The 15,210-nt window shown below is 61.3% G+C and carries 18 protein-coding genes; 8 read left to right on the top strand and 10 right to left on the bottom strand.

Annotation, left to right across the window (positions count from 1 at the left end; genetic code table 11):
- The first annotated feature begins 245 nt into the window (after positions 1-245).
- The 5 genes from NKJ26_RS05970 (at position 246) to NKJ26_RS05950 (ending at position 2,593) form a co-directional block, all read left to right on the top strand.
- Positions 246-437: a hypothetical protein gene (locus tag NKJ26_RS05970; RefSeq protein ID WP_352694454.1), complete on the top strand. Its 192-nt coding sequence runs from the start codon at positions 246-248 to the stop codon at positions 435-437.
- The gene (locus tag NKJ26_RS05965; protein WP_352694452.1) at positions 434-607 is read left to right on the top strand and encodes a hypothetical protein; all 174 of its coding nucleotides are present in this window, start codon (positions 434-436) and stop codon (positions 605-607) included. Before NKJ26_RS05970 ends, NKJ26_RS05965 begins: the two co-directional genes overlap by 4 nt.
- Positions 600-1,226: a hypothetical protein gene (locus tag NKJ26_RS05960; RefSeq protein ID WP_352694450.1), complete on the top strand. Its 627-nt coding sequence runs from the start codon at positions 600-602 to the stop codon at positions 1,224-1,226. The genes NKJ26_RS05965 and NKJ26_RS05960 overlap by 8 nt, the downstream gene beginning before the upstream one ends.
- A 116-nt stretch (positions 1,227-1,342) precedes the next feature.
- Positions 1,343-1,807 carry a DUF488 domain-containing protein gene (locus tag NKJ26_RS05955; RefSeq protein WP_352694448.1) on the top strand — a complete coding sequence of 155 codons (465 nt, stop codon included), beginning with the start codon at positions 1,343-1,345 and terminating at the stop codon, positions 1,805-1,807.
- A complete protein-coding gene (locus NKJ26_RS05950; RefSeq protein WP_352694446.1) occupies positions 1,808-2,593 on the top strand; it encodes a DUF8758 domain-containing protein in 786 nt (261 codons plus the stop codon).
- 88 nt (positions 2,594-2,681) lie between these two features.
- Here the strand turns inward: NKJ26_RS05950 and NKJ26_RS05945 are convergent, their stop codons facing one another.
- From NKJ26_RS05945 to NKJ26_RS05920, 6 genes are all read right to left on the bottom strand, one after another.
- Positions 2,682-6,461: a vitamin B12-dependent ribonucleotide reductase gene (locus tag NKJ26_RS05945; RefSeq protein ID WP_352694444.1), complete on the bottom strand. Its 3,780-nt coding sequence runs from the start codon at positions 6,459-6,461 to the stop codon at positions 2,682-2,684.
- A gap of 668 nt (positions 6,462-7,129) precedes the next feature.
- The gene (locus NKJ26_RS05940) at positions 7,130-7,441 is read right to left on the bottom strand and encodes a PilZ domain-containing protein (RefSeq protein WP_352602035.1); all 312 of its coding nucleotides are present in this window, start codon (positions 7,439-7,441) and stop codon (positions 7,130-7,132) included.
- Between the two features lie 106 nt (positions 7,442-7,547).
- The gene (locus tag NKJ26_RS05935; protein ID WP_352601985.1) at positions 7,548-8,036 is read right to left on the bottom strand and encodes an NUDIX hydrolase; all 489 of its coding nucleotides are present in this window, start codon (positions 8,034-8,036) and stop codon (positions 7,548-7,550) included.
- Between the two features lie 210 nt (positions 8,037-8,246).
- A complete protein-coding gene (gene gpt / locus NKJ26_RS05930; RefSeq protein WP_352694442.1) occupies positions 8,247-8,747 on the bottom strand; it encodes a xanthine phosphoribosyltransferase in 501 nt (166 codons plus the stop codon).
- Positions 8,748-8,863: 116 nt separating this feature from the next.
- Positions 8,864-9,697: a universal stress protein gene (locus NKJ26_RS05925; protein ID WP_352601983.1), complete on the bottom strand. Its 834-nt coding sequence runs from the start codon at positions 9,695-9,697 to the stop codon at positions 8,864-8,866.
- An 81-nt stretch (positions 9,698-9,778) separates the two neighbouring features.
- Positions 9,779-10,522: a competence/damage-inducible protein A gene (locus NKJ26_RS05920; RefSeq protein ID WP_352694440.1), complete on the bottom strand. Its 744-nt coding sequence runs from the start codon at positions 10,520-10,522 to the stop codon at positions 9,779-9,781.
- Between the two features lie 216 nt (positions 10,523-10,738).
- Between NKJ26_RS05920 and NKJ26_RS05915 the strand changes: the two genes are divergently transcribed.
- Positions 10,739-11,752 (top strand): alpha/beta fold hydrolase, encoded by a 1,014-nt coding sequence (locus tag NKJ26_RS05915; protein WP_352694438.1) that lies wholly within the window; start codon positions 10,739-10,741, stop codon positions 11,750-11,752.
- A 55-nt stretch (positions 11,753-11,807) separates the two neighbouring features.
- A complete protein-coding gene (locus NKJ26_RS05910) occupies positions 11,808-12,089 on the top strand; it encodes a hypothetical protein (RefSeq protein WP_352694436.1) in 282 nt (93 codons plus the stop codon).
- 102 nt (positions 12,090-12,191) lie between these two features.
- On the opposite strand, the gene NKJ26_RS05905 is transcribed toward NKJ26_RS05910, so the two are convergent.
- From NKJ26_RS05905 to NKJ26_RS05890, 4 genes are all read right to left on the bottom strand, one after another.
- Positions 12,192-12,431 carry a DUF2188 domain-containing protein gene (locus NKJ26_RS05905; protein WP_027028176.1) on the bottom strand — a complete coding sequence of 80 codons (240 nt, stop codon included), beginning with the start codon at positions 12,429-12,431 and terminating at the stop codon, positions 12,192-12,194.
- Between the two features lie 29 nt (positions 12,432-12,460).
- Complete coding sequence (locus NKJ26_RS05900; RefSeq protein ID WP_032920128.1) at positions 12,461-12,739, bottom strand: DUF982 domain-containing protein; 279 nt, start codon at positions 12,737-12,739, stop codon at positions 12,461-12,463.
- A 110-nt stretch (positions 12,740-12,849) separates the two neighbouring features.
- Positions 12,850-13,167: an SH3 domain-containing protein gene (locus NKJ26_RS05895; protein WP_352694433.1), complete on the bottom strand. Its 318-nt coding sequence runs from the start codon at positions 13,165-13,167 to the stop codon at positions 12,850-12,852.
- Positions 13,168-13,301: 134 nt separating this feature from the next.
- A complete protein-coding gene (locus NKJ26_RS05890; RefSeq protein WP_352694431.1) occupies positions 13,302-14,405 on the bottom strand; it encodes an NADH:flavin oxidoreductase/NADH oxidase in 1,104 nt (367 codons plus the stop codon).
- A 164-nt stretch (positions 14,406-14,569) separates the two neighbouring features.
- Here NKJ26_RS05890 and NKJ26_RS05885 point away from each other — a divergent pair, with 164 nt between their 5' ends.
- Entirely contained in the window at positions 14,570-15,148 is a 579-nt protein-coding gene (locus NKJ26_RS05885; protein WP_352694429.1) for an NUDIX domain-containing protein, read from the top strand.
- Positions 15,149-15,210: the final 62 nt, after the last annotated feature.

Genomic DNA, 15,210 nt, shown 5'->3' with positions numbered 1-15,210 from the left:
CGTAGGGGACTCCTGCTAGCGGATTCGTCTCGCGACGGCAGGGCCTTTTTAAAGTGGGCTTGGCGTTCGTTGCAACTGAGATGGCGCATTTGTCAGGCGATCCGTTGCTTCGCGCCTCTCGGTTTTCTCAGGAGCGGCCCTTTGGCCGCTCCAAGCACACAACATTGGCTTTCAGGTACCCAACTTTGGGTGTGGTGGCACCAGGCGGCATCGGCCCTCAGCTGCACCCGCTCGTCGAGCCGCACGTGTCGCACTTCTCGCAGGTGCCGTTCCGCACCATGGAGACAAGCTTGCCGGCCGACATCACCTGGACCAATGGCAGGAATTCGTTTCCGCTCGGCACCATCCGCCACACTTGGACTGACGACGACCGCGAAGCGGGCCTGGAGGATGGCAGCGGGCTGTGCAGGATTTGGATGGGCAGGTCTATGCCTTGACCGGCGGCGGCGCCGAGCAATTGAATTCGCGCGAAGCGGCTCCGGCGCCGGAAGGCCTGTTGCTGCCTGATTTCGGCACGGCCCTTGCCGAATGGGCCGATTTCGCCAATGCCAATCCAGATGGCTCGGCATGGGATGCCTTCACTTTGACAGGATGCAGCGATGAATAGCGCCATGAGATCGATCATCTGGACCGGCGCCCTGTTGGCGTCCGTGACGATATCCGTCGTAGCGCGTGCGGATGAGCCGGCGCCATCGCGCTCGCCGATCGACAAATGTGTCTGGGAGATGCTGACGGACAAGAATGTCGGACTTGCCGCCTGGGTACAGCGCTGCGATTTCGGCTTCCGCCAGATCCATTTCGAATTCGCCGGCAATGCGCTTGCCATCAAATACAGCGACGGCGGCGCGGCCGATCCTCTTGCCGAGGTGTTCGACATAAAATCCGGCGAAACCGCCGAGGCTGCGTTGCTGCGCCTGTTCCTCGAAAAGACAGACAAGGCCGTCAGCGCGCGCTGCGTGCCGACGCCTTACACGGAAGGCAGCGTGCCTGCCGGCGTCAAGCGTTACACATTCAATCCCGACACCGCCTACGCGAAAAAGCTGAAAGCGGTTGCCAACCCCGATGAGATTCCCGAGCCGCCCTGCGGCGACTGGGGCGAAATGCCTGACGGCATCCAGTATTTCGAGGTGCCGGCCGGCGAGGCGCGCAAGCTGCTGTTTGTCCGGGCGGGACAGGACGAGCCCTTGTTCGACGAGCGGACGCTGCAGGTGTTGCCGGCGGGGTAGGGGACCGGCCGATGCCAACCGCGACCGTGCTGGCGTGCAATCTAGTGATTGATCATGCGTCATGCTTCGGACAAGTTTGATTGCCTATGACCGTGGCAACAGAAATGAGATGTCCCATGGCGCTACTGACGATTGGCTACGAAGGTTCTGAAATTGGCGACTTCGTATCCGTGCTAAAGGCAGCAAAGGTGGAACTGCTTGTCGATGTGAGAGATTTACCTCTGTCAAGAAAGCCTGGTTTCTCCAAAAATTCGCTTAGGAACCATCTCGAAAATTCTGCGATAGACTACCGGCACACAAAAATTCTTGGTGATCCCAGAGAGGGTCGGCTGGCTGCCCGAAGCGGCGACCGTCAGCGGTTCGAGCGAATTTTCAGAAACCATATTGCGAACGAGGCAGCCGGAAAAATAATCCGTGAGTTGGGATTGCAGGCAGAAACAAAAAACATCTGCCTGATGTGTTTTGAAAGGGACCACAAAGACTGCCATCGCTCCATCATTTGTGAAGAGATATTGAAAATCAGGAAGAGTTCGATTAAAAATCTTGGTGTACCGAAAGGCTTTTGTCTAAAGGCTGCGTGATTGGCATCTCTATCTCAGCGTGACTCAGCGGTGATTTTGGTAAAGGCCGCGCCGCGCGTTGGAGAAACTCACGGGGAGCTGGTCTGCTGTGCAGGATTAGATTTCAACGGTAACTGGATTCGGCTATACCCAGTAGCTTTTCGGACCCTAGAAGATGCCCAGAAGTTTGGTAGATGGGACACCATAGAGTATGGCTGGAGCCTTCCTAAAGGCGACCACAGAAGCGAGAGTCGAAGGCTGGAGCATAGGTCTCTCGTAATAACAGGCAGTTTGTCTGAAAAATCACGAGCTCAATTCTTAGCCCGGCATGTTGTTTCCAGTCTCAATAGCGAACTGGAACAGGGTCGAAGCTTGGCACTCATTCGACCCCAGAACGCTGAATTTGTGGTTGAAAGAAAGGACCGCGCTACGTTTGAGGAGGAGAAAGCGCGATTTCGTAAGTGGCATGATCAAGAAGCTAATAGTCTGTTTGGGTTTTTGGACAAGAGCTTAGTCCCGTATGAGCCAGCTCCATTTCTTTTCAAATACAAATATCAAACGGTAGATGGCCTACGTGAAGGAACTTGTCAGGATTGGGAGATCGAGGCGACTTTTCTCAAGTGGCAACGACTGTATGGTGAAGCAGATACGTTGCGAAAAATGACGGACAGATTTGGGATTGAATATTCGAAAAAGGGTTTTGTTCTCGCGATGGGAACCCACAAGGCCTATCCGCAATGGCTTATTAATGGCGTCATTCGGCTCGACCACGGGGTTGAGAACGAAATCCAAGGATCCCTTTTTTGAGAATTTAAACACATCGGCCCGAGCTTGCGACCGGGCCGATGATGTTGCGTTGTTTTAGTTTATTATTTATCTAGCGCCTTAAACTTCCTCAGCTGCACCCGCTCGTCGAGCCGCACGTGTCGCACTTCTCGCAGGTGCCGTTCCGCACCATGGTGAAGTTGTGGCATTCCGAGCATTCGTTGCCGGTGTAGCCCTGCATCAGCGATTGCTGGCGACGGGTGGCGGCAAGCGCTTTCGCTTCGGCGGCTTCGTTTTCCGCCGCGTCGGTGAACAGCGCCGAAGCGCCCGAAGCCTGGTCGGCGGCTTCCTCGTAGACGATGTCCTCGACCAGTTCTTTGGCCCGCTCCTCATAGTCGCGCTTGTAGGCGACCGCCTCGTCACTAGCCGGCTTCAGCGCCAGCACGTTGGAGCCGGAGAAGGCTGTCGGTGCCGAGCGGGCAGGGGCGCCCGAGGGAGCCGCAAAGCCCTTCGGGTCGTTGCCGCTCACCCGCGATACCAGCTTCACCGGCGAGGCGCCACGGGTCAGGCCCTTGGAGACGGCGTCGGTCTTGCCTTCGCTGATGCCGCGGCCAAGTGCGGTGTTGGAAAAGTCCGACTGGTCGACATGGGCGAGGTCGTTGCGGCCGAGATAGGAGATGGCGAGCTCGCGGAAGACGTAGTCTAGGATCGACGTCGCGCTCTTGATGGCATCGTTGCCGATCACCATGCCGGCCGGCTCGAACTTGGTGAAGGTGAAGGCGTGCACATATTCGTCGAGCGGCACGCCATATTGCAGGCCGAGCGAAATCGCGATGGCGAAGTTGTTGAGAAGGCCACGCAGGGTCGCGCCTTCCTTGTTCATGTCGATGAAGATCTCGCCGAGACGGCCGTCGTCATATTCGCCGGTGCGCAGGAAGATGGTGTTGCCGCCGATCTTGGCCTTCTGGGTGTAGCCCTTCCGGCGGCCGGGCAGCTTTTCCTGCTCGCGCGACACGCGCTCGATGATGCGCTCGACGATCCGCTCGGTGATCTGCGCCGCGCGCGCTGCCGCCGGTGCTTGGATCAGCTGCTCGATGGCTTCATCCTCATCGTCCTCGCCATCGGCAAGCAGCGAGGAGTTCAGCGGCTGCGACAGCTTCGAGCCGTCGCGATAGAGGGCGTTGGCCTTCAGCGCCAGCTTCCACGACAGCATATAGGCGCCCTTGGCGTCCTCCACCGTCGCATCGTTCGGCATGTTGATGGTCTTGGAGATGGCGCCGGAGATGAAGGGCTGTGCCGCCGCCATCATCTGGATGTGGCTGTTAATCGACAGCGAGCGCTTGCCGATCTTGCCGCACGGGCTGGCGCAATCGAACACGGCGAGGTGTTCGGCCTTGAGGAAGGGCGCGCCTTCCAGCGTCATCGCACCGCAGACATGGATGTTGGCGGCCTCGATGTCCTTCCGGGAGAAGCCGAGCGCCGGCAGCATCTCGAACGAGAAGTCGTTGAGCTGCTCGTCGGTGAAGCCGAACGTCTCCTTCACCCAGTCGGCGCCGAGCGTCCACTGGTTGAACACGAACTTGATGTCGAAGGCCGACTTCAGCGCCGCATTGAGGGCGGCGATCTTGTCGTCGGTGAAGCCTTTTGCCTTGAGCGCGCCGGGGTTGATTGCCGGGGCCTGGTTGAGATTGCCGTGGCCGACCGCATAGGCCTCCATCTCGGCGATCTGGCTCTCGGAGTAGCCGAGCGTGCGCAACGCTTCCGGCACGGCACGGTTGATGATCTTAAAATAGCCGCCGCCGGCCAGCTTCTTGAACTTTACCAGCGCGAAGTCGGGCTCGATGCCGGTGGTGTCGCAATCCATGACCAGACCGATCGTGCCGGTCGGCGCGATCACGGTTGCCTGCGCATTGCGGTAGCCATGCTCCTCGCCAAGCTCGATGGCGCGGTCCCAGGCGGCCTTGGCGTGCTCGGCAAGCTCGGGCTGCTTGAGGTCGGAAGCGACCAGCGGCACCGGGTTGACGGCGAGCTTCTCGTAGCCGTCCTTGTCGCCATAGGCGGCACGGCGATGGTTGCGCATGACGCGCAGCATGTTTTGCGCGTTGCGGTCGTAGTCGGGGAAGGCGCCCAGCTCGGAGGCCATTTCGGCCGAGGTGGCATAGGCGGTACCGGTCATAACAGCGGTGAGCGCGGCGCAGATGGCGCGGCCCTCGTCGGAATCATAGGGAATGCCCGACGTCATCAGCAAGCCGCCGATATTGGCGTAGCCGAGGCCGAGCGTGCGGTAGTCGTAGGAGAGCTTGGCGATTTCCTTCGACGGGAACTGCGCCATCATGACCGAGATTTCCAGCACGATGGTCCACAGCCTGACCGTATGCTCGTAGGCAGCGATGTCGATCGTGCCGTCGGCATTGCGGTAGGGCAAAAGGTTGATCGAGGCGAGGTTGCAGGCCGTATCGTCGAGGAACATGTATTCCGAGCACGGATTGGAGGCCCGGATCGCACCGGCTGAGGCGCAGGTGTGCCAGTCGTTCATCGTCGTGTTGAAATGCAGGCCCGGATCGGCCGACGCCCAGGCGGCGTAGCCGATCTTCTCCCAGAGATCCCTGGCCTTCAGCGTCTTCAGCACCTTGCCGTCCTTGCGGGCGGTGAGGTGCCAGTCGGCGTCATCCTCGACGGCGCGCAGGAAATCGTCCTTCAGCGACACCGAATTGTTGGAGTTCTGGCCCGAAACCGTCAGGTAGGCGTCTGAATCCCAGTCGGTGTCGTAGGTCTTGAACGACATCGAGGTGTAGCCCTGCTTGGCGAACTGGATGACGCGGTAGATGTAGTTTTCCGGCACGGCGGACTTCTTGGCCGCCTTGATCTCGCGCTTCAGCGCGGTGTTGACGGCGGGATCGAAACAATCGTCGTCATGGCCTTCGCAGTTGACGCAGGCCTTCATGATCGCTTCGAGGTGCTTCTTGACGATCTTGGAGCCGGTGACCAGCGAGGCGACCTTCTGCTCTTCATTGACCTTCCAGTCGATGAATTCCTCGATATCGGGATGGTCGGCGTCGACAATGACCATTTTCGCGGCGCGGCGCGTCGTGCCACCCGACTTGATGGCGCCCGCCGCGCGATCGCCGATCTTGAGGAAGCTCATCAGGCCGGACGAACGGCCGCCGCCGGACAGCTTTTCGCCCTCCCCACGCAGCAGCGAGAAGTTGGAGCCCGTGCCGGAGCCATATTTGAACAGGCGCGCCTCGCGCACCCAGAGATCCATGATGCCGCCCTCGTTGACGAGGTCGTCCTGCACGCCCTGGATGAAGCAGGCATGCGGCTGCGGGTGCTCATAGGAGGATTTCGACTTGGTCAGCTTGCCGGTGAAGGGGTCGACATAGAAATGGCCCTGGCTTGGGCCGTCGATGCCATAGGCCCAGTGCAGGCCGGTGTTGAACCATTGCGGCGAGTTCGGCGCCACGCGCTGCGTGGCCAGCATGTAGGCAAGCTCGTCGCGGAAGGCGCGCGCGTCGTCTTCCGACTTCTTGAAGTAGCCGCCCTTCCAGCCCCAGTAGGTCCACGTGCCGGCCAGCCGGTCGAAAACCTGGCGGGCGTCGATCTCGGAACCGTAGCGCTCGGCTTCCGGCAGCTTGGCAAGCTCGGCCTCATCGGCGACGGAGCGCCACAGGAAGGAGGGAACGTCGTTCTCCTCGACCTTCTTCAGGCGCGCGGGAACACCGGCCTTGCGGAAATATTTCTGCGCCAGGATGTCGGCCGCGACCTGGGAGAACTGCGCCGGCACATCGATATTGTCGAGACGGAACACCACCGAGCCATCCGGATTCTTGATCTCCGAAAGCGCCTTGCGGAATTCGATCTCCGCATAGGCAGATTGGCCTGGCTTGGTGAAGCGACGCTCGATGCGCATTGGTCCGGTCCCTTTTGTCTATATATAGCGCTTTCGTCAGGGGATTTCTGCCCCCAATGCGAAACGCGCATGTCCGCCGTTCGCCGGGCGTCCGAAAACGGCCGGCTCTCCATTTCGCGGTCTCCGTCCGCCCTGCTGGTCAAAACTCCTTGCGAAGCGCCTGTCCAACTCGCCGACGAACCCGCGGGTCCCTCAAAACTGATTTTTTTCGATTCCCTCACTCGAGGGACCTTCACACTATCTAGCGCAGAACCTGCCTGCAAACACTAAATATAGTGTTAACAGACAATTTATTCCAGCCCGACAATTCTCCCTTTCGCCGCCCCGCGCCCACAATCCCAACGCTCTCGCCGGCCTCGTAAACAGGCGGAAATGCGGGCAAAAACACACATAATCCGGGAAAAAGACCGGGCTCGAAACTTTCCGGTCGCGCTCTCAACAGGAGCGCATGGCCTATAAAAGGCGACTCGTTTTGCGCCGTCAAGGATTCGTTTGCGTAGCTTTTATGACCCCAACATCTTGTGTGTCACATATGTGGATAACGGGGACAGAATTGAGCCGTGACGATTGCCACTTGCCGGAGCCAAGGCATTGCGTCGACCAGCTGCCGGGAATGTCCATCAGGAGTGAACTTGGGTGCAGGCTCGTCAGGCCGCAGCCGGCCGGGATCAGCCGTAGTGCAGCTTCGGCTTCGGCTCGGTGCCGGTGAACTGCACCCCGAGCCGGTCGTTGCGACGCCAGCGGACCTCGCACCGATAGCCGATGCCGTCGACCGGTACATAGAGAAGGAAACGATCGGGTACCCTGGCCTCGAGCGGAATCTTCAACTCGGCGCCGCCCTCATGCTGGTTGCGAAGCGTGCAGCCGACTTCCGAATTCGAAATGCCCGTAATGATCGTGCCGCCCTTGAGCACACGCTGGCGATGCTCGCGCCGGGGCTCGTCGGATTGCTCGGGAATTGGATTTGCAGGGTTCGCCATCGCCAGACCGATCGAATCGTAGTCCTCAATCATTAGCAAAGCATTCACGTTTGTGCGCGGACAACCGTGCCCCTCCCGACGTTTTGCTGCGAAAGCTCGGGTCCGTTCAGGAGAACCTGTGCGGATCGGCGCAGAAATAGGCGACGATCTGGCAAAGATCGGGTTCGTTGATCATGCGCACCGCTTCGCTCGAACTGACCCATTTGCGGGTGCGCGAGCGTTTTTCCTTCCAACGGTCGGCGATCTTGTCGACGTGCAGCGGAAATACCAGGACCTCGCACGGCACCTCCTCGCCGGAGGCCAGCACCTTGCCATAGAAATAACGGCCGGCTTCGAGAGGCGAAATCGTTCCGCTAAGTCCGCCCTCTTCCACAGCCTCGCGCGCGGCGGCCTCGCAGAGCGGCTCCTTGGCTTCGGGCCAGCCCTTGGGGAGTACCCAACGGCCCGTGTCACGGCTGGTGATAAGCATGATCTCGACACCGTTCCCAGCCTCGCGCCAGGGCAGGGCGGCAACCTGCAGGCGACACGGCGCGGTGCCGAAGAGTCGCCGGACCCTTTCGGCCAGATGGTTGTGTGTCGTTGGCCTCGTCAACATCGCAGAAGCTAGCCCCAGCCTCCAGAATCGTTTGCCGTCATATGAATTTTACGCCAATTATCAGCAATAAAAGTAAAAAATTTGGCCAGGCCGGCTGGTTTCCACCATCAAAGGCCGATTTCACAGGATACCTCCATCCCGCGGATCGGTCCGTGGAAGCAAATATTGCCGCCAGGGGCGGGTTACCTGGAAATGGCGGACCGTCGCGAATTAGCCTGCGTGATCGTCGGCGATCGGCTTCTGATAGGTGAAGCCCATGTCCCAGGGGAAATAGATCCAAGTGTCCTGGCTGACCTCGGTGACGAAAGTATCTACCAGCGGCCGGCCCTTTGGCTTGGCGTAGACGGTGGCGAAGTGAGCCTTGGGCATCATTGCCCGCACGATGCCCGCCGTCTTGCCGGTGTCGGTCAGGTCGTCGATGATCAGCACGCCGGCTCCGTCGTCTGCAAGCAGCGCCGGCGTGACCTCCTTCAGCACCTGCAACTGCCCCTGGCTCGTGTAGTCGTGATAGGAGGCGACACAGACCGTCTCGATGACGCGGATGCCGAGTTCGCGCGAGATGATGGCAGCCGGGACCAGCCCGCCGCGCGTGATGCACACGATCGCCTTCCATTGCCCCTTGTTGGCGCCGGCCAGACGCCAGGCTAGCGCGCGGGCGTCGCGATGGGACTGGTCCCAGGAGACCGGAAAAGCTTTTTCGGGAAGGGACATTTCTCGCGCACTCCGCAGCACGCGGGGATCGCGTGCAAGAAAACAGGGGAATGCGCGCGGAATTAGCCGGAAAGCCTTGGCCTTGGCAAGAGCGGCCGACAGCGATCGCTGTGGACTTACCGCGACAGGAAGGCCGCCACCGGCGCCGTGCGCAGCACTGTGCGCGTCACGCCGCCGAACAGAAGCTGGCGCAGCCAGGAGTGGCTGTAGGCGCCGAGCACCAGAAGGTCGGCGCCGGTTTCGGCGATCCGGGTCTGGATCAGGTCGTCGATCGAACGGCCGCCCGACCTTTGCACCGAGACGCTGACGGTGGCGCCGTGACGTGACAGGGCCGAAGCAATTTCCGCCCCCGCGGCCTCCGGGCTTTCGTCGAGTGTTTCGGGAGGGTCGATGACCAGTATGTCGGTCTTCTCGGCCTCGATGATGAAGGGCAGCGCGTCGAAAGCGGCGCGGGCGGCTTCCTTGCTGCCGTTCCAGGCGAGCAGCACGTGTTTGAAAGTGGTGACCAGCGGACCCGCGTGCGGCACCACCAGCACCGGCCGGCCGGCATCGTAGACCAGCGTGTCGACATCGGCGCCCGAGTCGCCGCCGGTCTCGCGCTGGGCGGCGACGATCAGATCGGCGGCACGCACGCTCGAAATGCCTGTCAACGCGCTGTCGCCCGAAAAGCTTTCCAGGCTGTGCCACTCGAAGGACAAGCCGGAATTCTCGGCATGCTTGAGAAAAACGGCCTGGAGTTTCTCGGCCCTTTCCCGGTTCATGTCGGCCGAAACCTGCAGGAATTCCGTGTCCGGAAAGCCGGTAGCCGATGTGTACGGCACCGGAAGCGCCTCGGCATGGATGCCGATCAGATGGCTTTCGAAACGGTTGGCAAGCGGAATGGTCCAGTCGAGTACGCGCTCAGCATCTTGCTCGTTCTGCAAAATGGCAACGATGGTTTTGAATCGCATGGTAAATCCCTCGGTTTACGAGCGACGAACTCGCGCGATGGAAACGTCGCGATGCCATGCTTGGTTCCGGCCTGGGCCAGATCAACCAGCCTTGCTGCCGAAACCCGCCACCATTGCCTCGACGTCGGCGCGCGCGGCGTCCAGCGCACCCTGGCTGCGGGCACGAACGACCAGTTCGGTCCAGAATTTGCCGTCGCCATATTTCGGGTACGAGCCGATGATCGTATCCGGATGCGCCTTCTGGATTTCACCCAATGGCCCGCCGACAAGCCCTTCACCAAACGGACAGTGCACCGTGGCGGACAGCATTTTCGTGCCAGCCTTCAGCGTCGGCACGACATTGTCGAGCATGGCTTGGAAAATCGAGGGCACGCCGGCCATGACATGGACGTTGCCGATCCGGAAGCCGGGCGCCACGGATACCGGATTGTCGATATGGTCGGCGCCGCGCGGCATCCGCGCCATGCGCTTGCGCGCTTCCGTGTATTCTATGCCGCGCGCGGCATAGCTTGCCTCCAGCAAGGCATATGCCTTGGCGTCGTGTTCGCAAGGCACGCCGAACGCCTTGGAAATCGAATCGGCGGTGATGTCGTCATGCGTCGGCCCGATGCCGCCGGTCGTGAACACATAGGTGTAGCGGGCGCGTACCGCATTCACCGCCGCGACGATCTCGTCTTCCTCGTCGGGAACGATGCGCACTTCCTTCAGATCGATGCCGATCGCCGTCATGATATCGGCGAGGTGGCCGATATTCTTGTCCTTGGTGCGGCCGGACAGGATTTCATCGCCAATAACGAGCATGGCGGCGGTAACGATTTCGGGCATGGCAGGCTCCGGCAAGACAGGTCGCTTGGGATAGCGCGGCGCGCGGCCAGCGGCAATGCCACCCGCTCACCGCCAAGTTGCACGGCTGACTTTTCTCGGCGTCGCGTCAAACAGGCCGGCGCATCGGAATCCCCATTCTCCAACCGCCCGTTTCGATGCGAACTTGCAGCCGGATCGAAGACAGTTAAGTTCACCTGGTTTCGATCAAGGTGAACAATGCTCCTGTCGATTTTGTCGTGGCTGCTGGCCGCACTGTTCCTGCTGGCCGTCGTTGCAATTGCCTGTCTGGTGCTGGCGACGCTGTGGATCGCCGCCAAGGCTGAAAGACTGGTGCCGCGGGTCGGAAAATTCATCGAGATCGACGGCAACCGCATCCATTATGTCGATACGGGCGAGGGGCATCCGATCGTCTTCCTGCATGGACTCGGTGCACAACTCCACCATTTCCGCCACACTCTGTTCGGGCGGCTCGGTCCGGGTTACCGGCTGATCGCGCTCGATCGGCCGGGATCGGGTTATTCGGTGCGGGCGCATGGCGCCACCGGCCGGTTGCCCGAGCAGGCCAAGCTTGTGCGACGCTTCATCGAAAGGCTGGGGCTGGAAAGGCCGCTGGTGGTAGGCCACTCGCTGGGTGGTGCCATCACGTTGACCTTGGCTGTGGAGCATCCCGAAGCGATTTCCGGCATCGCTCTGCTGGCGCCGTTGACGCATATGGAAGCCGGTGCGCGCGAAAAGTCCGGCCTGCTCTATATTCCATCACGCCTGCGGCGCTGGATCGTGGCTTACACCATGGCGATCCCGGCAAGCCTCCGATATGCGCGGCCGACGATGGAATTCATCTTTGCGCCCCAGCCTTGTCCGGCCGACTACATGATCGAAGGAGGTGGATGGCTCGGGCTGAGGCCAGGTCATTTCCATGCGACTTCGACCGATGTCGTGGCAGTCGAACAGGACCTCGGCCGCGTCGAGCAGCGTTACGGCGAGATCTCCATGCCGGCAGGCATCCTTTTCGGAACCGCCGACCGGGTCATCGACATCCACACTCATGGCTTGCCGATGCGGGACAAGGTCGAAGAGCTCGATTTCGAACCTGTCGACGACCTCGGGCACATGCCGCAATTCGCCATGCCGGAACGGACCGCCGCCTTCATCGAGCGCATCGCCAGACGGGCTTTTTTCAGCCCGACATCACCGCGGCCTCACGACAATTTCACGGAACCATTCGGTTGATTGCCGGGTTTTATCCGTGCCGCACAGAAGACGGCCAAGATTACGGAGTAAACCAATGTACAGAAGGCTTCTAGCAGCATCCTTCCTGACGATCGGTCTCGCCACATCGGCGGTGGCGCAGTCGTCGGACAGAACATATTCCAACCATAACTGGTGGATATTCGGCAATCAGGACGAAACAACCGTCGATCCCAACGCCACCGGCAGCATCAATCCCAGCGGCTCCGGGTTGAGTCCCCAAGGCTATACCGGTGCGATAGGTCCATGTGCCCACAACACTCCAGGTCCGGACGCCAGTGCTCAAGGCAACGTCAACGACCAGTACTGCGGCAAATAATCAGCCGTAAGCGCTGCTGACCGTAGGACGTTTTCTCTCCCGCCCGCGGTCGGCGCTCCGGGCGGCCGGCCTTTGGGGCGATCGGGCTTTGGGGCTGCAAGATCAGTCCGAGACCTCGGTCTGCGGCCGGTCCCGTCCATCGGCCAGTTCCTCGTGCCATTTCCCTTCAGCGTCCTCATATTGGATGCCATCCGTCGACCCTGCGATCTGCTGCTCGGCAGACGCGATCTCGGCGGCACGCAACGCGTCCTGATGCGTTGGGAACGTTTCCGAGAAGGTCGCGCCGACCTTGTAGGCCCAGCCGCCGTCATGCTCGACGATCTTGTAAGTCAGCTTCGCCATGAAAACCTCCGGTTTAAAGGTCCGCCCGCTCAGTGCAGGCGGTCGTCGGACAGTTTGTCGTCTGGCACCAGCACTTCCGATTCCCTGGCGGCTTCGATAAGTGCCCGGCGCGCATCCGCTGTCGAACGATAACCTTCCAGCACTTTGAGGCAAGTGTCGAGAGCATCACGATGACGGGGACCGCGATTGAGCGGCCATACCGTCATCAGGCACTCCGCCGCCTCCTGGGTGCTGCGGATGTGGCGATATTTGCCGACATGGCCGAGTTCGACCACGACCGGCGTTTCAAAAGGTTTGTTATCCATCATGGCCGCAACGCAAAGCAGCCAATTTGGTTGCAACCGTGGCCCTCGGCCTGCGCCCAAACGTCTCAGAGCTGTCTGGACTGCGGCGCCGGAGCGACTTTCGAAACGGCCTGTCAGTAGCCGCAATCGTTGCGCAACCAGCGGGCGTTCGCCCAGCCGGTCGTGCCGCCGATTTCGACCTGGTACCAGTTGCCGCGCCGGTCGAAGATCTCGGTGTGGTCGCCGTTGAACAGCTGCCCGATCATGCGCGACGACGAATTCGGCCGCGTCCGTACCGCCAGGAAACCGCTGCCGGTGCCCAGATTGTAGCGCCCCGACAGGCCGTGCACCGTGTCCTCGCAATATTGGGCAACGGCCGGTGTCGGCGCGCCAATCCAAAGTCCGGCCACAGCGGTCAGCACTGCGGCCGGCAAGAATGCCCTGAACGACATGATTATCTCCCAAGCCCGGCCGCGCCCGCCGCAGCCTTGACCCAGCGTAACAGTTTGCGACCGGAATTGAAGCCGGGCAAACCGTCCGGAGCCGCGGAAGGTACGAAGGTGCCGGTCTGGGACGAATGGACCGTTCAGCCCGCCGCCTTCATCCAGTGCTGCATCGTCGTCACCGAACGGGCAAGCTGTGGCGCCGGGTGGATTGTCTCGCTGAACGTGGCGGCGGCACGCCACCCCCAGCGCGGGTCGGCGAGGAAGGCGCGCGCCAGCGCCACGATGTCGGCGCGGCCCTCGGCGATGATCGCCTCGGCCTGTTTCGGGTCGTCGATCAGGCCGACCGCGCGGGTCGCGATGCCGGCGCCCTTGCGCACCGCTTCCGCCAGATGCACCTGGTAGCCGGGACCGGTCGGCAGTTTCTGCAACGGCGAATTGCCGCCGCTGGAGCAGCAGAGATAGGCGACACCCTCGGCCTTCAGCGCTTTCGCCACCTCGATTGCGTCCTCGACGTCGAAGCCGCCCTCGACCCAGTCCTTCACCGACAGCCGCGTGCCAAGCATCATGTTTGGAACCGCGTTTTTCACCGCCTTGGCGATTTCGACGACAAGACGCATGCGGTTTTCCAGCGAGCCGCCCCAGCGGTCGGTGCGCTGGTTGGAAAGCGGCGAGAGGAACTGGAAGATCAGGTAGCCATGCGCGGCATGCAGTTCGATGAAGTCGAAGCCGGCGCGTTCGGCCCGCCTGGCCGCTTCGGCGAACCTTTCGATCAACTGCTGAATCTCCTCGTCCTCCAGCGCGCGCGGCACGTTCCAGCCCGTGTCGTAGGCAATGGCCGAAGCCGATACGGTCTGCCAGGGATCCTCGTTTGGCTGCAACGGCCCGCCACCCTCCCAAGGCTTGCGGTTCGAGGCCTTGCGACCGGCGTGTGCAAGCTGCGTGCCGAACCTGGTGCCGGGTGCGGCCACGCGCCTGGCCGCATCCAGCGCGCGCCGGGCGGCCGCTTCGTTGTCTTCGGAATACAGGCCGAGGCAGCCATGGCTAATGCGGCCGCGCCGCTCGACATCGGTCATCTCGACCGTGACCATGCCTGCGCCGGACATGGCCAGGTTCATCCAGTGGTGGAGATGCCAATCGCTGGCACAGCCGTCCTCGGCTGAATACTGGCACATCGGCGCGACGGCGATGCGGTTGGGAAAGCTGAGCCCATCGAGCGTGATCGGCTGGAAAAGCGATGTCGTCATGAAGCAAACTCCGGGGAGGGGAACGCGCTATTTAGGCAACGGATCGCTTCCATACCACACACGAGACAGTGAAGGGCCCTGCTGGACCAAACCGCTGCCCCCCGATTGCGCGGAAATCGGTTCGCGGCTAGGCCTGCGTGCGACAACAGCCATCGAGGCACTCCATGGAAGATCGCGTTCGCATCCGCTCGGAAGAGGTTCTCTCCGACGACTGGGCGGTTCTGAAAAAGACCGTCCTCGACTATCGCAGGCGCGACGGCCAGTGGGAGACGCAGGTCCGCCAGACCTATGATCGCGGCGACGGCGCGGTGATCCTGCCATACGACCCGCAACGCTCGACCGTGCTTCTGGTGCGCCAGTTTCGCTATCCCGCCTACGTTACCGGCCATCGCGAGCCGCTGATCGAGGCCTGTGCCGGCCTGTTGGACGAAAACGATCCGGAAACCTGCATCCGCAAGGAGGCGGAGGAAGAGCTCGGCTATCGGCTGAAGGACGTTCAGCGCCTGTTTTCGCCCTATATGAGCCCCGGCAGCGTCACCGAGCGGCTCTGGTTCTTCATCGCCCGCTATTCACCCGCCGACCGTATCTCGGCCGGCGGCGGCGCGCCGGAGGAGGGCGAGGACATCGAGGTTCTCGAAATGCCCCTCGACGAGGCGCTGGCCGGCATAGCCGAAGGCCGCATCATCGATGCCAAGACGATTATCCTCATTCAGCACCTGAAGCTGAACCCGATACCGGCTTGAGCCGCGCCGGGTAGCCGACGGTCCGGGAATTGTCGCTGCTGTAGAGCGCTTGCGGATCAGAA

Source organism: Mesorhizobium sp. M0152 (genome assembly GCF_040322415.1).
In the GTDB taxonomy this organism is placed as follows: domain Bacteria; phylum Pseudomonadota; class Alphaproteobacteria; order Rhizobiales; family Rhizobiaceae; genus Mesorhizobium.
Note: the sequence above shows the minus strand (reverse complement) of the source record. Positions and strands in the feature narration are given on the sequence as shown.